This is a genomic window from Allobosea lathyri (assembly GCF_900108245.1).
Classification (GTDB): Bacteria; Pseudomonadota; Alphaproteobacteria; order Rhizobiales; family Beijerinckiaceae; genus Allobosea; species Allobosea lathyri.
This window is the reverse complement of the sequence record NZ_FNUY01000001.1, coordinates 226,324-243,844: the sequence shown is the minus strand read 5'-3', so window position 1 is coordinate 243,844 and position 17,521 is coordinate 226,324. Positions and strand designations below refer to the sequence as shown.

Genomic DNA, 17,521 nt, shown 5'->3' with positions numbered 1-17,521 from the left:
CCATCTTCGAGGACCAGCCACGTGACCGAGCTTGCCTATATCTATGCCCCGCCGGCGAATGACGATGAGTGGAACAGGATTTCGCCCGGTGAAGCCGGCTTCAATGCCGCTGGTCTGGAGGCTGCGGTCGGCTTCGCCCAGGCCAATGAAAGCTCCTGGCCGCGCAGTCTGTATTATCCTGATGGCCGTTATGTCGGGCTCGTCGAGTGGAACGAGAGCGGCCCCTGGAGCGATATCGCAGGCCCGGTCCGGGAACGCGGCGGCCCGGCCGGATTGATCCTGAAGCGCGGTCGCGTGGTTGCGGAATGGGGCGATACCGCCCGCACCGACATGACCTTCTCGATCGCGAAGAGCTACATCGCCGTACTGGCCGGCCTTGCGGTGACAGACGGCCTCATCCGCGATGTGGACGAGCCCGTTGCGGCAACCGTCGAGGGCCCCTGGTTCGCAAGCTCGCACAACGCCACGATCACCTGGCGCCATCTGTTGCAGCAGTCGAGCGAATGGCAGGGCGAGATCTTCGGAAAATCCGATCAGGTCGACCATAACCGGCAGATCGGGCCCGGCGCCGACAACAGCCGCAAGGGCCAGCGTCGTGAGTTGCAGCAGCCGGGCAGCTATTACGAATACAACGACGTCCGGGTGAACCTGCTGGCCTACTGCCTGCTTCAGCGGTTTCGCCGGCCTCTGCCCGAGGTGCTTCGCGAGCGCATCATGGACCCGATCGGCGCCTCCGATACGTGGGAATGGCAGGGCTACAGCACCTCCTGGCTGGAGCTCGATGGGCGGCGCGTCCAGTCCGTGCCGGGGGGCGGCCATTGGGGCGGCGGGCTCTTCATCAGCGCGCGAGACCATGCGCGGCTGGGCCTGCTCATCGCGCAGGGTGGCGTCTGGGCCGGAAAGGAGCTGCTCTCGCCGGCCTGGATCAAGGCGATGCTGACGCCGTCGCCGACGCTAGACAATTATGGCTATCTCTGGTGGCTGAACCGGGGTGCGACGGCAAAGCCGAACGTGCCCGCTACCGCCGTCTATGCGCTCGGCGCGGGCACCAACGCGATCTGGCTCGATCCCGAGCAGGACCTCGTCGCGGTTCTGCGCTGGATCGACAAATCCGCTTTGGACGGCTTCATCGAGCGGCTGCTGGCGGCGAGGTCGTAAACACGCTGGCAGTGCCAGGCTGGCTGACGGCGATCCGGCTTCGTTCAGACGAAGCCGGCCAGGCCCGCCAAAGCCGCGCAGCCCAGCGCGATCAGCGGGCTGTTTGCCCATCTGAGAAGGGAAGCCACGGTCAGCGCGCTGACGATCAGGCTGCTCCAGCTGTTGGTCGCGACATTGGTCAGCAACAAGCCGCTGGACAGGATGAGGCCGATCGTGACCGGGGCGATGCCACGCTCGAACAGGCGATACCAGTCGAGCGCGTTGAAATGGCTCCAGAAACGCGAGGCCGTATAGGCGATCAGGAAGGACGGGGTCGAAACGGCTACGGTCGCAACCAGCGCCCCCAGCGCCCCTGCCACCTTCCAGCCGATCAGCGTCACCACGATCACATTGGGTCCCGGCGCGGCCTGCGCCAGGGCGAAAAGCGTCACGAAATCCGTGCTGGACATCCAGTTGTGGGTCTCGACCACGGCCGAGTGCATTTCCGGCACGACCGCGATGATGCCACCGATGGACATCAGCGAGAGCAATGCGAACTGGACCGCGAGATCCGTCAGGACGGAGCGCTCGTTCATCGCTGCCTCGTCGTCCAGACAATGATCAGGCTCACCGGCAGGATCGTCGCCAGGATCACCAGCAGCGGCAGCTTGAACCAGGCCATCGCGACGATCGTCGCGGCCAGCACCGGCAGAGCGCGGACATCCCGCCGATAGCGCCAGGCCATGCGCAGCCCCATGCCGAGGATCAGGCCGGCCGCCGTCGCCGATACGCCGCGAAACATGCCCTGCACCGCCGGCAGATGGCCATAGGCCTGAAACAGGCCGCCGAGGCCGATCACGATCAGGCAGGGCGCCAGCAACAGCCCCGCCAGCGCGGCGACAGCACCCGGCAGACCGCCGAAACGCTCCCCAACATAAACCGAGATATTCATGACGTTGCCGCCGGGCAGGAGCTGGCAGAGCGAGAGCGCGTTGATGAACTCCTCCTCGTTCATCCAGCGCCGGCGCTCGACGATCATCCAACGCACCCAGGGCAGCACGCCGCCGAAGCCCATGATGCTGATGCCCGCGAAGGCGAGAAAGAGCTCGGAGAGCGCAACGGTGCGGACCGGGCGGTCCTCCTGCACCTCGATCGTCATAACTCCCCGGCTCCGCGCTTCGGCCGAGCCAGGCAGGCCATCAGACGCGTGAAGCCATCTCGATCCAGAGTCGCGAACCGGTCGACGAGACCGACGATCTCGGAGGTCGCCTCAGCCCCCAGCGCCGTCGATAGGCAATCGGCAGCCTTGCTCCGCAGTCGTTCAATTGGCACCGGCCGCCCCCAGATTCCGGGCGGCCCATCGCATTCGCCACGTGCGCTGCCTCCCTCCCATTCGACCTCGATGGCCAGCGTCATCGCATCGAACCGGCCCTGACGGCCTGCATCCGGCAGGATCACGATCCGTGGCAGGAGTTCGACGATATCGGGCGAGAAACGCCGCGCGTCGGTGAAGCTGCCAACCGTCACCGCGCCGTCGAGGAGCGCCACTGCGGCGGTGTACTGGAAGCTGAACTTGCCTGCGAGCCCGGTCGCGGGATCGGGACGGTCGACATAGGGCATTGACGGGCTGTGGATGACCACTTTCGTGATCGCCCGGCCCGCCGGCATAGCCGCACGCGCGGCAAGCGCAGCCGTGATCACGAAATGCGTGCCGTACTGGCTGGGATAGAGCTTGTAGGCCGGGCCGGGCCGTACGATCTGGAGGGCATCATGGCGGCGGGCGAGTTCGGCCGGCGAAAAGGCTTCGCCGAAAAACGCCATGCCATAGCCGCGCGGATCTCCGATGGCGTCGGCATCCGCAGTGAAACCGCGGGCCGCCAGCGCCGCGCTTTCCAGCCCGGAGGCAGCCGCCTGCCCGCAATGCAGCGCCTTCGTCATGCTACCGATATTTGCCTGCACCCCGCCCGCGCGCGATGCGGCGATGGCGATGGCGTGGGTCAGGCTGGTCGTGTCGAGCTTCATGAAGAGACCGCTGGCGACAGCGCTTCCGATCGGGCCGACCGAACCAGGCGGATGAAAGACGAGGCTCGCCGGCTCGAACTGCTGCGACGAGAGGCGCAGCCGCTCCTGGGTCTCGATACCGATCGCTAGGGCGGTCAGGATGCGTTCGCCCAAAGGGCTTTCGCCATCGTCGGCTTCCGTCTCCGCCAGCGCGAGAAGGGCCGGCAGGGTCGTCGACAGCGAGTGGTTCGCCGGATTCCACATCGGCTCGAAATCGAGCACATGCATGGCGGCGCCGTTGGCGCGGGCTGCGTCGGCGGCGGATGCCCGCTGCGTCCGCCCGATGAGGCTGGCCGAGCGGCCGCTCACTGGGGCAATCGCGGCATCGGCGAGGATCGACGGGCCTTTCTCGGACGACCCCAGTGCTGCGACGGCGAGACCATCGAGCACCAGCGACGTTGCGCTCAGGCGCGCGGCATCATCGAGCCCATCCGCTGCGAGTTTCGCGAGATATCCGGCAAAATCGGCGGTCAGGCTCATTCGGCTGCAACCTGACCGGCCTGCGCCAGCCGAGGCGCTTGATAGAAGACCTGCCCTTCGAAGAGCCGCCGCGCGGTTCGATAGACCGCGCCATGGACTGCTCGTGCACGGGCCGGGTCATCGGCATTCTCGACGGCGGCATCGACCACCGTCGCGCCGGAGGGATGCGCAACCGTGATTGGCCCATCGCCTGCCCACGCTAGGGCATGCGGCAGGGAGCCGACGACCCGCACGGCTATGGCGAGGCAGGTCGCGCCCGTAATCGGCACGGCCCGATGCGGCTGGCCGATCGAGATCATCCGGATGCCCAGCGACATCTCGCCTGCATCGAGCACGCGCCCCGAAAGCGTTTCCATCCGGCGCGGCGAAACGATCATAGCCACCTTCGGAACGCTTGGAATGGCGGCAGCGGCAGCGATGTCGGGAGCGATCCCCATGGCGACCGAGGCGGCACAGCGGATCGCCTCCATGCGTTCAAGGAACGCGCGGTCCTGTTCCAGAGCCTCGGGCAGTTCGGTCCCCTGCTTGCCCAGCGCCGAGGCGTCCACGAACACACAAGGGTTGGCGGCATCGACCAGCGAGGCTTCGACCTGTCCGAGGCCGGGAATGTCGAGGATGTCGCGGACGCGTCCCGTCGGCAGGAGACGCCCCGTCTTTGTGCCGCCGGGATCGATGAATTCGAGTCGGACAGGTGCACCGGTGCCAGCGACGCCGTCGATTGCGAAATCGCCATCGACATCAGCCTCGCCATCGCGCATGGCGAAGCGGGCGATGATGACCTTCCCTGTGTTGGTGTTGTGGATCCGGACGACCGCGTCTCCGTCGGCGGGAGCCTCGACCAGCCCCTCCTCGACCGCGAACGGGCCCATGGCCGACGACATGTTCCCGCAATTGCCGCTGTAATCGACAGAGGCCTGTTTCACCGAGACCTGCGCGAATGTGTAGTCGATATCGGCATCGGGACGTGTCGGCGGCCCCACGACGCAGATCTTCGATACCGAGGACAGGCCACCGCCCATCCCGTTGAGCTGCCGGCCATTGGCATCGGGAGACCCCATCACCGCCAGAAAGATCGGGTCCCAGAGCGCGGGATCGGCTGGCAGGTCGCGACTGTTGAAGACGACGGCCTTGGACGTGCCGCCACGCATGAAGGTCGCTCTCAAACGGCTTTGGGACATTGGCGGCCTGCCAGAACGATGATGGGATACTTATGTATACATCTACGTACAGCAATGCTATCGAGTTGTCGACGCGCAGACGGAAAAGGTCGCCCATGCGACCGGCGCGCATGCGGCACGAGCAGGAAATAAGAGGCATCTGTGGCAGGCGAGACCGATTCAGTGCTTGAGCAGGCCGCCGGCGGTGCGTTCGACGTCATCGTCGTGGGCGGCGGCAACGCGGCTTTCTGCGCGGCGCTGGCAGCACGCGAACAGGGCGCGAAGGTGCTCGTGCTGGAGCGCGCGGGCGTCGACGAGGCCGGCGGCAACAGCCGCTTCACCGCAGGCGCGATCCGCTTCGCCTATGACGGGCTCGACGACCTGCTCAGCGTGGTTCCCGACCTGTCGCCGACCGAGATCGAGACAACCGATTTCGGCAGCTACACCAAGGACCAGTTCTACGACGACATGGGCCGGGTCACCGACTATCGCTGCGATCCAACACTTACGGGCCTGCTGGTCGAGCAAAGCCGGCCGACCCTGCAATGGATGCGGCAGAAGGGCATCCGTTTCGTCCCGATCTATGGGCGCCAGGCCTTCAAGGTCGACGGCCGCTTCAAGTTCTGGGGTGGCCTGACGATCGAGGCCTGGGGCGGCGGCCCCGGTCTCGTCGATGGCCTGACCCAGGCCGCCCGGCGCGACGGCATCGCGATCCTCTACGACACCAGAGCCGTCGACCTCGTGATGGACGGCGTCGCCGTGGCCGGCGTGCGCGTGCGCCATGCCGATGCGTTTCACGATCTGCCTTGCCGGGCGGTGGTGCTTGCCGCAGGCGGTTTCGAGGCCAATGCCGAGTGGCGCACGCGCTATCTCGGGCCGGGCTGGGAACTCGCCAAGGTGCGTGGAACGCGTTTCAACACCGGCGACGGCCTCGCCATGGCCCTGAAGATCGGTGCTTCTCCGACCGGCAACTGGTCAGGCTGCCATGCAGTCGGCTGGGAGAGGAACGCGCCCGAATTCGGCGATCTCGCGGTGGGCGATCAGTTCCAGAAACACTCCTATCCGTTCGGTATCCTCGTCAACGCAGGCGGCGAGCGCTTCGTCGACGAGGGCGCGGATTTCCGCAATTATACGTATGCGAAATACGGGCGCGCGATCCTCGAACAGCCCGGCCAGTTCGCCTGGCAGGTGTTCGACGCCAAGGTGAAGCATCTGCTGCGCGACGAGTATCGCATCCGGCAGGTGACGAAGGTCTCGGCCAACTCGCTCGAAGAACTCGCCGGCCGTCTCGATGGCGTCGATGCTGCAGGTTTTCTGGAGACGGCGCGGGCCTTCAATGCGGCGGTGGCGACGGACACGCCCTTCAATCCCAATGTCAAGGATGGCCGCGCCGCCACCGGCATCACGCCGCGGAAATCCAACTGGGCCAACAGGCTCGATACACCGCCCTTCGAGGCCTATGCTGTCACCTGCGGCATCACCTTCACCTTTGGCGGTTTGCGGATCACGGAGGAGGCGCAGGTTCTCGACGTCGATGCCCGGGGCATTCCCGGGCTCTATGCGGCGGGCGAGATGGTAGGAGGTCTGTTCTATTTCAATTATCCCGGGGGTACCGGCCTGATGTCCGGTGCCGTGTTCGGACGTCTCGCTGGCGAGGCGGCCGGCCGGTCGGCGGCCGAACCGAGGAGACGGGAATGAGCGACGAGACAATACTGCCGGACCGGGACAAATTCGCATCGGCAGCCGACTACGCCTATGCGACGTTGCGGCGGGAGATCGTCGAGGGGCGCTTCGCACCCGGCCGCCGGATGCGCGAGATCGAACTCGCCCAGCGCCTCGGCATCAGCCGCACACCGACGCGGCAGGCGCTGTCGCGGCTTGAACTCGAAGGCCTTCTCGCCCTGCGCCCCCGAGCCGGGCTCGTGGTCTCGGTGCTCGACATGGATGCCGTCGAGGAACTCTACGAAATGCGCGCGGCGCTTGAAGGCGCGGCAGCGGGCATGGCAGCGCGACATGCCAGCCCGCGCGATCTCGCCCTGCTGACCCGCCTTCTCGACGAGGAAACGGGGCTCGGCAGCGAACCGCTGAACCTCTACCGGCACAACCGGGAACTGCATGAGGCCATCCACATGGCGGCCCATAACCGCTATCTCGAGAAGAGCCTTCACGCCCTGCATGACGCCATCGCCCTGCTCGGTCCGACGACGCTGGCTGCAACCGGCCGCCCCGTCATCGCCCATGCCGAGCATGCCGCCATCGTCAAAGCCATCGCCGAGCGCGACGACGCCCTGGCCGACCGGCTGGCCCGCGCCCATATCCTGGGCGCGCTCGATGTACGCCGCGCAATCCTGGAGCGCGAACGGCGCCTTAGTGCCCGAACCGATCAGGACGATGCATGAAACGACCTCTAGGCTCCCTTGTAGCGGGCCTCGAGCTCGTCGAACCGGGGCTTCCCGACGATACGCTGTCGTTCGACGAAACTGGCGAGCCGGTCTTCGACACCGTCGAGCGAACCTTTATCCCTCAGCGTTCCCAGCACCTCCTGGATGGACCGGATCATCGTCTGCAGCGCGGCGTTCGCATACAGCGCCATCGAAAAGCCCATCGCGGCGAGTTCCTCGCGCGGCAGCATCGGGGTCTTGCCGCCCATCACGACATTGACGATCTGCGGCGCAGGCAACTGGCCGATGGCGCGCAGCTCCTCGACCGATTCAGGGGCTTCGACGAAGACCACATCGGCGCCGGCCTCTGTCATGGCATGGGCGCGTTCCAGCGCCCGCTCGAAGCCTTCGACCGCCCTCGCATCGGTCCTTGCAATGATGATGGTGCCGGGGTCGCGGCGCGCATCGAGCGCGGCATGCAGCTTGCCCAGCATCTCCGGCAGCGGAACGACGCCCTTGCCGGAAAAATGTCCGCATTTCTTCGGGAAGACCTGGTCCTCGATCTGCAAGGCGGCCGCGCCGGCACGTTCGAGCAGGTGGACCGTACGGTAGACGTTGAGGGCATTGCCGAAGCCGGTGTCGATATCGACCACCAGGGGGATCGTCGTGACGTCGCTGATCCGCGCAGCCGCGTCGGCAAGCTCGGTCACAGACAGCAGGCCGAGATCGGGCATGCCGAGCTGGGTGTTCGTGAAACCCGCCCCCGTCAGATAGACGGCCTCGAAGCCGAGATCCTCGATGATGCGCGCGGTCAGGGCGTTCGCCGCACCCGGCAGGATGAAGGCGTTTCGCTGCTCGACCAGATCGCGCAGGCGCTGGCGAGCGGTCTTCGGCACGGTGTCGACGGTCTTCAGCATAGCAGTCCCAAGCTCGGTGATGGGGTCCGGATGGGCCCGCTTCTCGCGGCGAATATTCGCCGCGCCCCGCAACAAGTCAACTGTTGACAGTTAACAGACGTGTAGGCCAATCTGAAAACGAGCATCCGGTCAGAGATGCAAAACGGGAGAAAACACCATGGCTGATCAGCAGTATCGGGCCGACGGATTGACGCGTCGCACCGTCCTCGCAGGCGGCGCGGCGCTCGGGCTTACAGGCGCGGCGCAGGCCCAGTCGGCTGCGCTGGACCTGGAGGCCGCGCGGCGCGAGGGGCAGGTCGTCGTCTACAACAACTGGCAGCCCAACGGCATCGAGCCGCTGCTCCAGCGCTTCCGCGAGGCGGTCCCCGGCATCCGGACCGAACAGATCCGGCTCGGCAGCAACCCGCTGATCGAGCGCTTCCAGACCGAGTTCGTGGCCGGGCGCAATCTCTGCGACGTGCTCGTCACCTTCCCCGATGAGCGCATCGACGAAGGCTTGAAGCAGGGCTGGATGGCCAAGTGGACGCCACCCGAATTCAGCAACTTTCCGGCCGAGTACAATAACAGCGACATGCTGTTCACGATCCAGCACGCCCGCGAATGCATCATCTGGAACAAGACCCAGGTCAGGCCGGCGGATGCTCCGAAGGAATGGGCCGACCTGCTCGATCCGAAATGGAAGGGGCGTGTCGGCATGAACCCGCCCTGGCGCTCGGTCTCGATCCAGCAGATCTGCGCGTTCTGGGAGGATATAGGCATCAAGGATGCGCCCGAGCGGCTGAAGGCCAATGAAGTGCGCTTCTTCGAGGGCTCCGGAGGCATCATCCAGGCCGTGGTGCGCGGCGATGTCCGCGTCGCCGAACTGACCGACCTGCCGCTCAATCCGCTCCTGGAAGACGGCGCGCCGATCGGCTTCATCTATCCGAAATCGGGGACGACGCTCTCGGCCAACAAGGCCTTCGTTGCGGCCAAGGCGCCCCATCCCAACGCGGGCAAGGTGTTCCTGAACTGGCTCATGACCGCCGAAGGCCAGGTTCATCTGCAGACCTATTGCGGGCTGTCGGTGACGCGCAAGGGTGCCCCTCCCCTGAGCAAGCTGCCGGCGACGGCGCAGCTGAGCAATGTCGTCGATGGCGAGGCGATCCTCACTCCGGCGCGGCAGGCGGTCATCGTCGACAAATGGCGCTCTGTCTTCGGCATCCGCTGAGACCCGCGAAAGCGTTGTGCGGAACGAACCGTTCCGCACTCGCCACCGTGTCCGAGGACGCTCTGGAGATCGGCCCATGTCCGAACAAACACTATCTGCTCAGGGGTTGCCCGCAGCCCGCGCGGCCCGGCGTTCCGGCACCAGCGGAGTCCTGACCGCGCTCTATTGGGTGACCTTCGCCCTGGTGCTGGCGATGGTCTCGATCCCGGTCATCGCGCTGGTCTATGGCAGCTTCCGCACGAGCGCGCCGGGCCTGCCGGGCGAGTGGACGCTGCGCAACTATGCCGGCCTCGCCTCCTCGGGCGTGCTGTCGTCGATGACGACGACGCTGATCATCGGCCTCTTCACCTCGGTGCTCTCGATCATCGTCGGCACGGCGATCGCGCTGATCCTGCACCGGACGGATTTCCGCTACAGCCGCATCGTGATGCCGCTGATCGGCCTGACCTTCTATTTCCCGTCCTTCATCCTTGCCATGGCCTGGATCATCGTCGGAGCGCCCGGCGGCATCTACAACAGCATCGTCGACGACATGCTGGGCATGCCGTGGCTGCGAGCCGACATCTACACCGCCTTCGGCATCGTCTTCGTCATGGTCCTGCATCAGGTGCCCTTCGTCTATCTGACGATGCGCGGGCCGATCATCGGCATGGACCCGATCTTCGAGGAGGCCGCGAACGCCTCGGGCGCAAAACCGCATGAGGTGCTGACACGGATCACCCTGCCGCTGCTCGGCTACTCGGTGATCTCGAGCTTCATCCTGACCTTCGTCATGACGATCGAGCAGTTCGCGATCCCGGCGCTTCTCGGCATTCCCGGCCAGGTGACAATGCTTGCGACGCAGCTCTATCTGCTGGTGCGCTTCTCGCCGACGGATTACGGGCTGGCCGCCGCGATCGGCGTCGCGCTCAGCCTGATCACCGGCGCCGCCATCTGGGCACAGCGGCGGGTGACGACGGCCGGCCGCCTGACCACGGTGACCGGCAAGGCCGGGCGCATGAAGGCCATTCCGCTCGGCCGCTGGCGCTGGGCCGCCAATCTCCTGTGCTTCGGCTTCGTCTTCCTCGGGCTCGTCATGCCCATGGTGATCCTGCTCTACACCTCGGTCCTGAAGTGGTTCACCGTGAACCCGTTCGAGGGAATGTACACGCTCCGAAACTACGTCTTCATCTGGGAGAGCGGCTCGACGCTGCGCAGCTTCACCAACACGCTCATCGTCTCCGGCGTCGGTGCTGCGGCGGGCGTTCTGCTCGGGCTTTTGTGCTGCTATTTCACGCTCAGGCTGCGCCCGCGCGGCTATCGGACGCTGGATTTCCTGGTCAGCCTGCCCTTCGGCGTTCCCGGCGTGGTGCTGGGTCTGGGCCTGCTCTGGGCCTATGCCTATCTGCCGCTGCCGCTCTATGGCACGCTGACACTGATGATCGTGGCCTTCGTCACGCGCTTCCTGCCCTACGCCACGGAGACCATCGGCGGGCAGATGGTGCAGATCGACAAGAGCCTGGAGGAGGCCGCGTGGGTCAACGGGGCAACTCGGATCAAGGGCGTGACGAAGATTCTGCTGCCGCTGGTCTCGCCATCGCTCCAGGGCGCCTATTTCCTGCTCTTCATGGCGTTCTTCCGCGAGATCTCGTCGGCGATCCTGATTTATTCGGTCAACACCTCGGTGATCTCGATCTCGATCTGGTCGTTCTTCGAGCAGGCGAACTGGGGGCTCGCAAGCGCGCTCGCTGTCGTCGCCACGCTCATCATTTTCATCGCCATGGCCCTGATCATGCGCCTGGTGCCGACCGCACGGCGCGGGTGACGAAGGTTTTGCAATGAGCATCAGCATAGAGAATCTGACCAAGCGCTACGGCGCCCTCACGGTCGTCCACGGCATTTCCTTCACTGTCGCCAAAGGCGAGTTCATGTCGCTGCTGGGTCCCTCCGGCTGCGGCAAGACGACGACGCTGCGCTGCATCGCCGGGCTCGAGGATGCCGATGGCGGCGTGATCCGCATCGGCGAGGGGATCGTCTCCGCCCCCGAGCAGGGGGTCGTCGTGCCTGTGCACGAGCGCCAGATCGGCATGGTGTTCCAGTCCTACGCGATCTGGCCGCATATGACGGTGGCGGGCAATGTCGGCTTCCCGCTCGCCATTCGCAAAGTCTCCGCGGCCGATGTCGAGAAGCAGGTCGACGAAGCGCTCGAGATCGTCGGCATGCGCCACTTGCGCGAGCGGCACCCGTCGCAGCTCTCGGGCGGCCAGCAGCAGCGTGTGGCCCTGGCACGCGCGATCGTGGGGCGGCCGCAGGTCCTGCTCTTCGACGAACCCCTGTCCAATCTCGACGCCAAGCTCCGCGAGGGCACGCGCGCCGAGATCAAGCGCCTGCAGCGAGAACTCGACGTGGCCACGGTCTATGTCACCCATGACCAGGAAGAGGCCCTGTCCATGTCGGACCGGGTGATCGTGATGGATGGCGGGCGGATCACGCAGGCAGGCGTTCCCAAGGAGCTTTACCGCCGGCCTGCCAACCGCTTCGTCGCGGATTTCGTCGGCCGGGCCAGCTTCATCGACATCATGCGCGTCAATGGCGCGGGCTGGGCGACGACCGGGGGCACCAAGCTGCGCCTCGACGATGCCGGCGCGCCGCCGGCAGAACGCTATCAGGCGATGCTGCGCCCCGAGAGCGTCGATATCTGCGGCGGATCGGCATCCGCACAGGCCGACGACGCGGTCAATGTCCTGCATGGCCACGTGGTCGAGAGCCATTATCTCGGCGCCTATACGGAGTATCACGTCGAGGCCTCCGGCTCCCGCGTCAAGGTCCATTCGCGCGATGATTTCGACGTTGGCACCGAGGTCACGCTGCGGTTCGCGCCCGAATTCTGCCGTCTGGTGGCGCTGAGCGGCGAGGCCCGCTGATGACCGCCGCCCATGTCGCAGCAAACGAGCTCGAAATCTTCGTCGCGGCGCTGTTCGCCAAGGCCGGCGTTCCCGACGAGGATGCGGGTATCGCCGCCCGCTGCCTGGTCGAGGCCGATCTGAGGGGCGTCATCTCGCATGGCGTCGGCCGGGTTCCGATCTACCTGCATCGTCTCGCCATCGGCCTTGTCGATTCCCGGCCGCCGATCACTGTCGAGGCCCTTACGCCTGTCGCCGCGCGGGTCGACGGCGCCAACGGCCTGGGCTTCGTCGTCGCAAGGCGCGCGATGGCCGAGGCCATGCTCCGCGCCAAAGACTTCGGCATCGGGCTGGTCGTTGTCCGCCGCAGCACACATTTCGGCATGGCCGCGAGCTATCTGAAGCAGGCGATCGATGGCGGGCTCGCGGCTTTCGTCTTCACCAACGCGTCGCCCGCCATGCCGATCTGGGGCGGGCGCACCCCATTTCTCGGGACGAGCCCCTTCGCCTTCGGCGCGCCCGGCGGCCATGACGGCCCGCCGATCGTGCTGGACATGGCGACCTCCGTCGTCGCACGCGGCAAGATCCGCCGCGCCGCCGCCTCGGGTCAGCCGATCCCCGAGGGCTGGGCGCTGGACAAGGACGGGCGGCCGACGACCGATGCCGCTGCCGGCTATGACGGCATCATCCTGCCCATGGGCGGGCCGAAAGGCTCCGGCCTCTCGCTGATGATGGAGGTGCTGGGCGGCGTGATGTCGGGCTCGGCCTTTGGCGGCGAGGTCGGCAACCAGTACAGCGACGAGGACCGGCCGCAGAATGTCGGCCATATGTTCGTCGCGCTGCGGCCGGAGCTCGCCATGTCCGGGGATGAGTACCGCTCGCGGATGGACCAGCTCGCAGCGCGAGCCAAGGCCACCCCTCCCCTTGAAGACGGCAGCGAGATACTCTTTCCCGGCGAGCCTGAGGCGCGCATCGAGGCCGAGCGGCTTCGCGATGGCATTCCGCTGGCGAAGGAGGATCGCGACGGGCTGGCCAAGGCCGCGCGAGATCTCGGCGTGGCGCTCCCGCCATTCCTGAGCTGATGCGGGGAGGCCCGACCTTGCGCATGGAGACCATGGCCCGTGTGATCCGCAGCAAGAATGCGGGTCCCTGCCTTCTGACATTCGATCTGATGCTGCCCGACGAGGCGACCTTCTCCTATGTCAGCGACCGGATCGCCACGCTGCGGCAGAAGGTGGCGATCGCCTATGGCCGCAGTGAGAACGAGGTCGTCGTGCTCGCCTACGCGCCGGCACTGGCGGTGAAGATCACCCTGCCTCGGGACGTGGTCTCCGGCGACATCGGCGACCGCGACGTCTATGGCGCACAGCAGCACGCGCCTTTGCTGGATATCGAGCTATGACGGCGATCGGGCGGCTTCTCGACGATTTTGCGCGGCAGCGCCGGCCTCTGCGTTCTCTGGGGGCCTCGGGCCAGCTCGGCTACGGCATTCCGACGCCGGCCCTGGAGGCCGGGCTCGCGCGCAGCCCGGATATGATCGGCGTCGATATGGGCTCGATCGATATCGGCCCGAACTATCTCGGCAGCGGCAAGCTGGCACCGACGCGGGTGGGAGCCAAGCGCGACCTGCGCAAGGTGCTGCTCGCGGCGCGCAGGCTCGACATCCCTCTCATCGTCGGTTCGGCCGGCTCGGCCGGCGCAAAACCCCATCTCGACCAGACGCTGGAGATCATTCGCGAGATCGCGGCCGAGGAGGGTTTAAGCTTCCGCATGGGCGTCGTCGCCGCCGACATCCCGCGAGACCGGGTGAAGCAGGCGATCCGTGCCGGACGGGTCCGCCCGATGGACACGATGCCCGGTCTCACCGAGGCGGATGTCGACGATGCCAGCCAGCTCGTCGGCCAGCTCGGCCTGGAGGCATTCCGGCGCGCGCTGGAGGCCGATGTCGATGTCGTCGTGCTCGGCCGAGCCTGCGATACCGGCATCTTCGCCAGCATTCCGGCAATGCTGGGTTTTCCGCCCGGGCTCGCGATGCATATGGCCAAGATCGTCGAATGCGCCTCGCTCTGCTGTACGCCCGGCGGCCGCGACACGATCCTCGGCATCCTAGACGACGAGGGTTTCGAGCTCGAAAGCATGGCGCCCAACCGCGCCGCGACTCCGGCTTCGGTGGCAGCGCACAGCCTTTACGAGCAGGCTGATCCGTTCGAGATCCGCGAACCGGCTGGTCATGCCGACCTTCGCAACGTGACCTATCGCGCACTCGACGCCCGGCGCACGCGGGTGGAGGGCGCAACCTTCGAACCGGCGAGGACGCTCACCTTGAAGCTGGAAGGCGCGGCCTTCGTCGGGCATCGCGCGCTTCTGCTCGCCGGGGCAGCCGACCCGCGCTTCATCGCCCAGCATCAGCAGATCTTCGCCGCCGTCGCTCAGGTCGTTCGCGATCTCGTCTGCGAGGACACTGCCGAGGATTACCGTCTGGGCTTCCGCCTCTACGGGGTCGACGGAGTCCGCAACTGGGGGCTTCCCCCGGAACAGCTTCCACGCGAGGCTTTCGTGATGGGCGAATGCATTGCGCCCACGCCGGAGCGTGCCGAAGAGGTGATCCGGACGACCAAGCAATACCTCCTTCACCATGGCTATGAGGGGCGCCTGTCGACCGCCGGGAACCTCGCCTTCCCGTTCACGCCGCCCGAGGTGATGGCCGGCCCCGCCTATCGGTTCAACGTCTTCCATCTGATGGAGGTGGACGATATGGCTGAGCTCTTCCCAGTCGAAGTGGAAACCTTCAGATGATCCGGATCGCGGTGCTCGACGATTACCAGAACGTCGCTCGTGGATATGCAGACTGGAGCAGCCTTGGACCGGACGTCGTCGTCGATGTCTTCAACGAGCCAATGTCCGTGGAGGCGGCCGCCGAGCGGCTTGCCGGATACGAGGTTCTCTGCCTGATGCGCGAGCGCCTGCCGCTGCCGCGTTCGCTGATCGAGCGGCTGGCGGCGCTGCGCCTCGTGATCGTCACAGGAGGTCGGACGCGCGTCATCGATTTCGCGGCGGCGATCGAGCGGGGGATCACGGTCTGCCATACCAGCGCGGGCGAGTCCGAATATGCCACGCCTGAGCTGGCCTGGGCGCTGATGCTGGCTGCGGCGCGGCATCTGCCCGACGAACATCAGCGCATGCGCCACAATGGCTGGCAGGAGACCATCGGGACGACGCTCGGCGGCAAGACGCTCGGCCTGATCGGACTCGGCAAGCTCGGCAGCCGCATGGCGCCGATCGGCAAGGCGTTCGGCATGTCGGTCATCGCCTGGAGCCAGAACCTCACCGCCGAGCGCGCGGCCGAGCATGGTGTGACCGCAGTCGACAAGCGGACGCTGTTCAAGACCGCCGACGCGATCTCGATCCATGTCCCCTATAGCGAGCGGAGCAAGGATCTGGTCGGAGAGGCCGAATTGGCGGCGATGAAGCTCGGCGCCATCCTCGTCAACACATCGCGCGGCCCCATCGTCAACGAGGCCGCGCTTCTCGCCGCGCTCCAGGATGGCCGCATTCGCGCAGGGCTCGACGTCTTCGATATCGAGCCGCTGCCGAAAGACCATCCGCTGCGGCATGCGCCCAATGTCGTGCTGACACCCCATCTCGGTTTCGTCACCGAAGGCGCCTATCGCGCCTTCTATCAGGACATGGTCGACGGGATCCGCGCCTGGCGAGCCGGCAGCCCGATCCGCATTCTCGCAGCGCCGGGGCAACCAAGCCCCTGACGCTTCGAACCCGCTGCGGGCAGCGATCGGCCGTCGTCCTCAACCTCTTGCGCGAAGCGCGGCTGTAAGGTCGGCGACCGTCCGGTTCTCGATGTCGAGAACGACCTCTCGCACCGCAGCCGCCTGAGCCTCGTCGACCGCCAGCGATGCCGAGGCCATGAACTTGGCCGAGACGCCGTCCGTGTCGAGCGAGCGCTCGCCGGCGCCGCTATTGACGCGCACATGCCGGAACAGCTCGCGCCCGTCCTTGAGGGTGAGTTTCACGCCGCCGGAGAAGTATTGCGGGAAGGCCGAGGCACCGTCGACCGAGCATTTCACCCGCGTGGCGAGTTCGCGCACGTCGGGATCGCGCAGGGCCTCGTCGCGCAGCTCCGGCAGATTGAAGCGTCCCTTGATCAGGCAGGTCGCGACGACGAATTGCGCGCTGAACTTCGCCTCGTAATCCGTCGTCGGGCGCTCTTTCGCAGCAGCCGGTTCGGCGACGATCGGCATGGTGTCCTTGGGCAGGAAAGCCTCGACGGCGGCGATATCGCGCCATTCGATGGAGGCGCTGAGCTCAATGGCCGCATCGGCGCAGCCATGAATGAAATGGCAGACCGGATAAGGCTTGAGCGCGGTATCGGCGAAATGCCAGCGCGTCCCGAGATCGTCGACGATGACGTCGAGGTCGACATGATCTGCCCTGGCCTGAAGATGAGTGTCGAACAGCCCGAACCTGCCCTCATAGGGGCGGCTGGGGCCGATAAAGCCGGCCTGCGCCAGCCTCGCCGCCGTGATCCCCGCGACTGCTGCCCAGCCGGGATGGAAGCGCTTCGTCCAGGCGCCCTCCTCCAGAAAGACCTGAACCCCGGAGGCCGTGCTGGCGGCGATGCCCTGCGCGCCAACGATCTGGTCCGCGCTCAGGTTCAGGAGTTTCGCCGCGATGACCGCCGAGCTGAAATGGGCGACGATGCCAGTCGCGTGGAAGCCGACATGGTGGAAGCCGCCCTTCACGGCCGCTCCGACCCTGACCGCCGTTTCCATGCCGGCCATGAAGGCGGCGAGGAATGTGCGGCCATCGACCTTTAGCGCCTCCCCCATCGACAAGGCGCAAGGCAGGCATGCGGCGGTCGGATGAACGATGCTGGTGAGATGCGTGTCATCGAAATCGAGGCCATGGATCAGGATGCCATTGGCCAGCGCCGCATCGCGGACCGGCAGTCGCTCATGCCGTCCGATGACGCTGCCAGATCCGGCTTCGCCGGCAAGCGCCGTGATGCCAGCCAGCGCGCGGTCGGCATAGGGAAAGGCGTTCGAAGCCAGCCCGACGCCGAGCGCGTCGAGGATCGAAAGCTTGCCCCGGTGACGCGCCGCTTCCGGCACCGCCTCGCATGTCAGGTTCGCGGCCATTTGCGCCAGCGCAGAGGCCGGCGCGGCGCCACTCCTTGCCCTGGCGATGGAGATTGCGGGTGTTGCAGCGGCTCCCATGGTAGTCCTCCTTCGAGCGCATCTGTCGGCGCGTTTTCAGTCGAATACGGTCGGCGGCAGGCCAAGTG

The 17,521-nt window shown here is 66.3% G+C and carries 16 protein-coding genes; 10 read left to right on the top strand and 6 right to left on the bottom strand.

What is annotated here, in order from left to right; genetic code table 11:
• Positions 1 to 21: 21 nt before the first annotated feature.
• Positions 22 to 1,158 (top strand): serine hydrolase domain-containing protein, encoded by a 1,137-nt coding sequence (locus tag C4S73_RS01055; protein ID WP_244595388.1) that lies wholly within the window; start codon positions 22 to 24, stop codon positions 1,156 to 1,158.
• Between the two features lie 44 nt (positions 1,159 to 1,202).
• On the opposite strand, the gene C4S73_RS01050 is transcribed toward C4S73_RS01055, so the two are convergent.
• Genes C4S73_RS01050 through C4S73_RS01035 form a run of 4 tightly spaced genes read right to left on the bottom strand, consistent with a single transcriptional unit; the run spans position 1,203 to position 4,856 of the window.
• On the bottom strand, positions 1,203 to 1,733 hold the full coding sequence (locus C4S73_RS01050) for a chromate transporter (protein ID WP_103870621.1): 531 nt from the start codon (positions 1,731 to 1,733) through the stop codon (positions 1,203 to 1,205).
• Entirely contained in the window at positions 1,730 to 2,296 is a 567-nt protein-coding gene (locus C4S73_RS01045) for a chromate transporter (protein WP_103870620.1), read from the bottom strand. The genes C4S73_RS01050 and C4S73_RS01045 overlap by 4 nt, the downstream gene beginning before the upstream one ends.
• Positions 2,293 to 3,678 carry an MmgE/PrpD family protein gene (locus C4S73_RS01040; RefSeq protein WP_103870619.1) on the bottom strand — a complete coding sequence of 462 codons (1,386 nt, stop codon included), beginning with the start codon at positions 3,676 to 3,678 and terminating at the stop codon, positions 2,293 to 2,295. The genes C4S73_RS01045 and C4S73_RS01040 overlap by 4 nt, the downstream gene beginning before the upstream one ends.
• The gene (locus C4S73_RS01035; protein WP_103870618.1) at positions 3,675 to 4,856 is read right to left on the bottom strand and encodes a 2-methylaconitate cis-trans isomerase PrpF family protein; all 1,182 of its coding nucleotides are present in this window, start codon (positions 4,854 to 4,856) and stop codon (positions 3,675 to 3,677) included. Before C4S73_RS01035 ends, C4S73_RS01040 begins: the two co-directional genes overlap by 4 nt.
• Positions 4,857 to 4,997: 141 nt before the next feature.
• Between C4S73_RS01035 and tcuA the strand changes: the two genes are divergently transcribed.
• Together tcuA and C4S73_RS01025 are read left to right on the top strand one after the other, a co-directional pair.
• Positions 4,998 to 6,533, top strand: coding sequence for an FAD-dependent tricarballylate dehydrogenase TcuA (gene tcuA / locus C4S73_RS01030; protein WP_103870617.1), 1,536 nt, complete (start codon positions 4,998 to 5,000; stop codon positions 6,531 to 6,533).
• Positions 6,530 to 7,234, top strand: coding sequence for a GntR family transcriptional regulator (locus C4S73_RS01025; RefSeq protein WP_103870616.1), 705 nt, complete (start codon positions 6,530 to 6,532; stop codon positions 7,232 to 7,234). Before tcuA ends, C4S73_RS01025 begins: the two co-directional genes overlap by 4 nt.
• An 8-nt stretch (positions 7,235 to 7,242) precedes the next feature.
• Here C4S73_RS01025 and C4S73_RS01020 read toward each other — a convergent pair whose 3' ends face one another.
• The gene (locus C4S73_RS01020; protein ID WP_103870615.1) at positions 7,243 to 8,133 is read right to left on the bottom strand and encodes an isocitrate lyase/PEP mutase family protein; all 891 of its coding nucleotides are present in this window, start codon (positions 8,131 to 8,133) and stop codon (positions 7,243 to 7,245) included.
• 157 nt (positions 8,134 to 8,290) lie between these two features.
• Here C4S73_RS01020 and C4S73_RS01015 point away from each other — a divergent pair, with 157 nt between their 5' ends.
• From C4S73_RS01015 to C4S73_RS00985, 7 genes are all read left to right on the top strand, one after another.
• Complete coding sequence (locus C4S73_RS01015) at positions 8,291 to 9,340, top strand: ABC transporter substrate-binding protein (protein ID WP_103870614.1); 1,050 nt, start codon at positions 8,291 to 8,293, stop codon at positions 9,338 to 9,340.
• A 76-nt stretch (positions 9,341 to 9,416) separates the two neighbouring features.
• Positions 9,417 to 11,144 carry an ABC transporter permease gene (locus C4S73_RS01010; RefSeq protein ID WP_160115636.1) on the top strand — a complete coding sequence of 576 codons (1,728 nt, stop codon included), beginning with the start codon at positions 9,417 to 9,419 and terminating at the stop codon, positions 11,142 to 11,144.
• Positions 11,145 to 11,157: 13 nt separating this feature from the next.
• Complete coding sequence (locus C4S73_RS01005; protein WP_103870612.1) at positions 11,158 to 12,243, top strand: ABC transporter ATP-binding protein; 1,086 nt, start codon at positions 11,158 to 11,160, stop codon at positions 12,241 to 12,243.
• Positions 12,243 to 13,304, top strand: coding sequence for an Ldh family oxidoreductase (locus C4S73_RS01000; protein WP_103870611.1), 1,062 nt, complete (start codon positions 12,243 to 12,245; stop codon positions 13,302 to 13,304). The genes C4S73_RS01005 and C4S73_RS01000 overlap by 1 nt, the downstream gene beginning before the upstream one ends.
• 32 nt (positions 13,305 to 13,336) lie before the next feature.
• Complete coding sequence (locus C4S73_RS00995; protein WP_160115635.1) at positions 13,337 to 13,624, top strand: DUF4387 domain-containing protein; 288 nt, start codon at positions 13,337 to 13,339, stop codon at positions 13,622 to 13,624.
• Positions 13,621 to 15,018 carry an acyclic terpene utilization AtuA family protein gene (locus tag C4S73_RS00990; RefSeq protein WP_103870609.1) on the top strand — a complete coding sequence of 466 codons (1,398 nt, stop codon included), beginning with the start codon at positions 13,621 to 13,623 and terminating at the stop codon, positions 15,016 to 15,018. The genes C4S73_RS00995 and C4S73_RS00990 overlap by 4 nt, the downstream gene beginning before the upstream one ends.
• Complete coding sequence (locus C4S73_RS00985) at positions 15,015 to 15,986, top strand: D-2-hydroxyacid dehydrogenase family protein (protein ID WP_200827885.1); 972 nt, start codon at positions 15,015 to 15,017, stop codon at positions 15,984 to 15,986. The genes C4S73_RS00990 and C4S73_RS00985 overlap by 4 nt, the downstream gene beginning before the upstream one ends.
• 39 nt (positions 15,987 to 16,025) lie before the next feature.
• On the opposite strand, the gene C4S73_RS00980 is transcribed toward C4S73_RS00985, so the two are convergent.
• Complete coding sequence (locus C4S73_RS00980) at positions 16,026 to 17,453, bottom strand: MmgE/PrpD family protein (protein ID WP_103870608.1); 1,428 nt, start codon at positions 17,451 to 17,453, stop codon at positions 16,026 to 16,028.
• Positions 17,454 to 17,521: the final 68 nt, after the last annotated feature.

Bases quoted from the DNA above. Each gene is read 5' to 3' on its own strand.
- C4S73_RS01050 (WP_103870621.1), bottom strand. From the start codon at position 1,733: ATGAACGAGCGCTCCGTCCTGACGGATCTCGCGGTCCAGTTCGCATTG.
- C4S73_RS01045 (WP_103870620.1), bottom strand. From the start codon at position 2,296: ATGACGATCGAGGTGCAGGAGGACCGCCCGGTCCGCACCGTTGCGCTC.
- C4S73_RS01040 (WP_103870619.1), bottom strand. From the start codon at position 3,678: ATGAGCCTGACCGCCGATTTTGCCGGATATCTCGCGAAACTCGCAGCG.
- C4S73_RS01035 (WP_103870618.1), bottom strand. From the start codon at position 4,856: ATGTCCCAAAGCCGTTTGAGAGCGACCTTCATGCGTGGCGGCACGTCC.
- C4S73_RS01025 (WP_103870616.1), top strand. From the start codon at position 6,530: ATGAGCGACGAGACAATACTGCCGGACCGGGACAAATTCGCATCGGCA.
- C4S73_RS01020 (WP_103870615.1), bottom strand. From the start codon at position 8,133: ATGCTGAAGACCGTCGACACCGTGCCGAAGACCGCTCGCCAGCGCCTG.
- C4S73_RS01015 (WP_103870614.1), top strand. From the start codon at position 8,291: ATGGCTGATCAGCAGTATCGGGCCGACGGATTGACGCGTCGCACCGTC.
- C4S73_RS01010 (WP_160115636.1), top strand. From the start codon at position 9,417: ATGTCCGAACAAACACTATCTGCTCAGGGGTTGCCCGCAGCCCGCGCG.
- C4S73_RS01005 (WP_103870612.1), top strand. From the start codon at position 11,158: ATGAGCATCAGCATAGAGAATCTGACCAAGCGCTACGGCGCCCTCACG.
- C4S73_RS01000 (WP_103870611.1), top strand. From the start codon at position 12,243: ATGACCGCCGCCCATGTCGCAGCAAACGAGCTCGAAATCTTCGTCGCG.
- C4S73_RS00995 (WP_160115635.1), top strand. From the start codon at position 13,337: ATGGCCCGTGTGATCCGCAGCAAGAATGCGGGTCCCTGCCTTCTGACA.
- C4S73_RS00990 (WP_103870609.1), top strand. From the start codon at position 13,621: ATGACGGCGATCGGGCGGCTTCTCGACGATTTTGCGCGGCAGCGCCGG.
- C4S73_RS00985 (WP_200827885.1), top strand. From the start codon at position 15,015: ATGATCCGGATCGCGGTGCTCGACGATTACCAGAACGTCGCTCGTGGA.
- C4S73_RS00980 (WP_103870608.1), bottom strand. From the start codon at position 17,453: ATGGGAGCCGCTGCAACACCCGCAATCTCCATCGCCAGGGCAAGGAGT.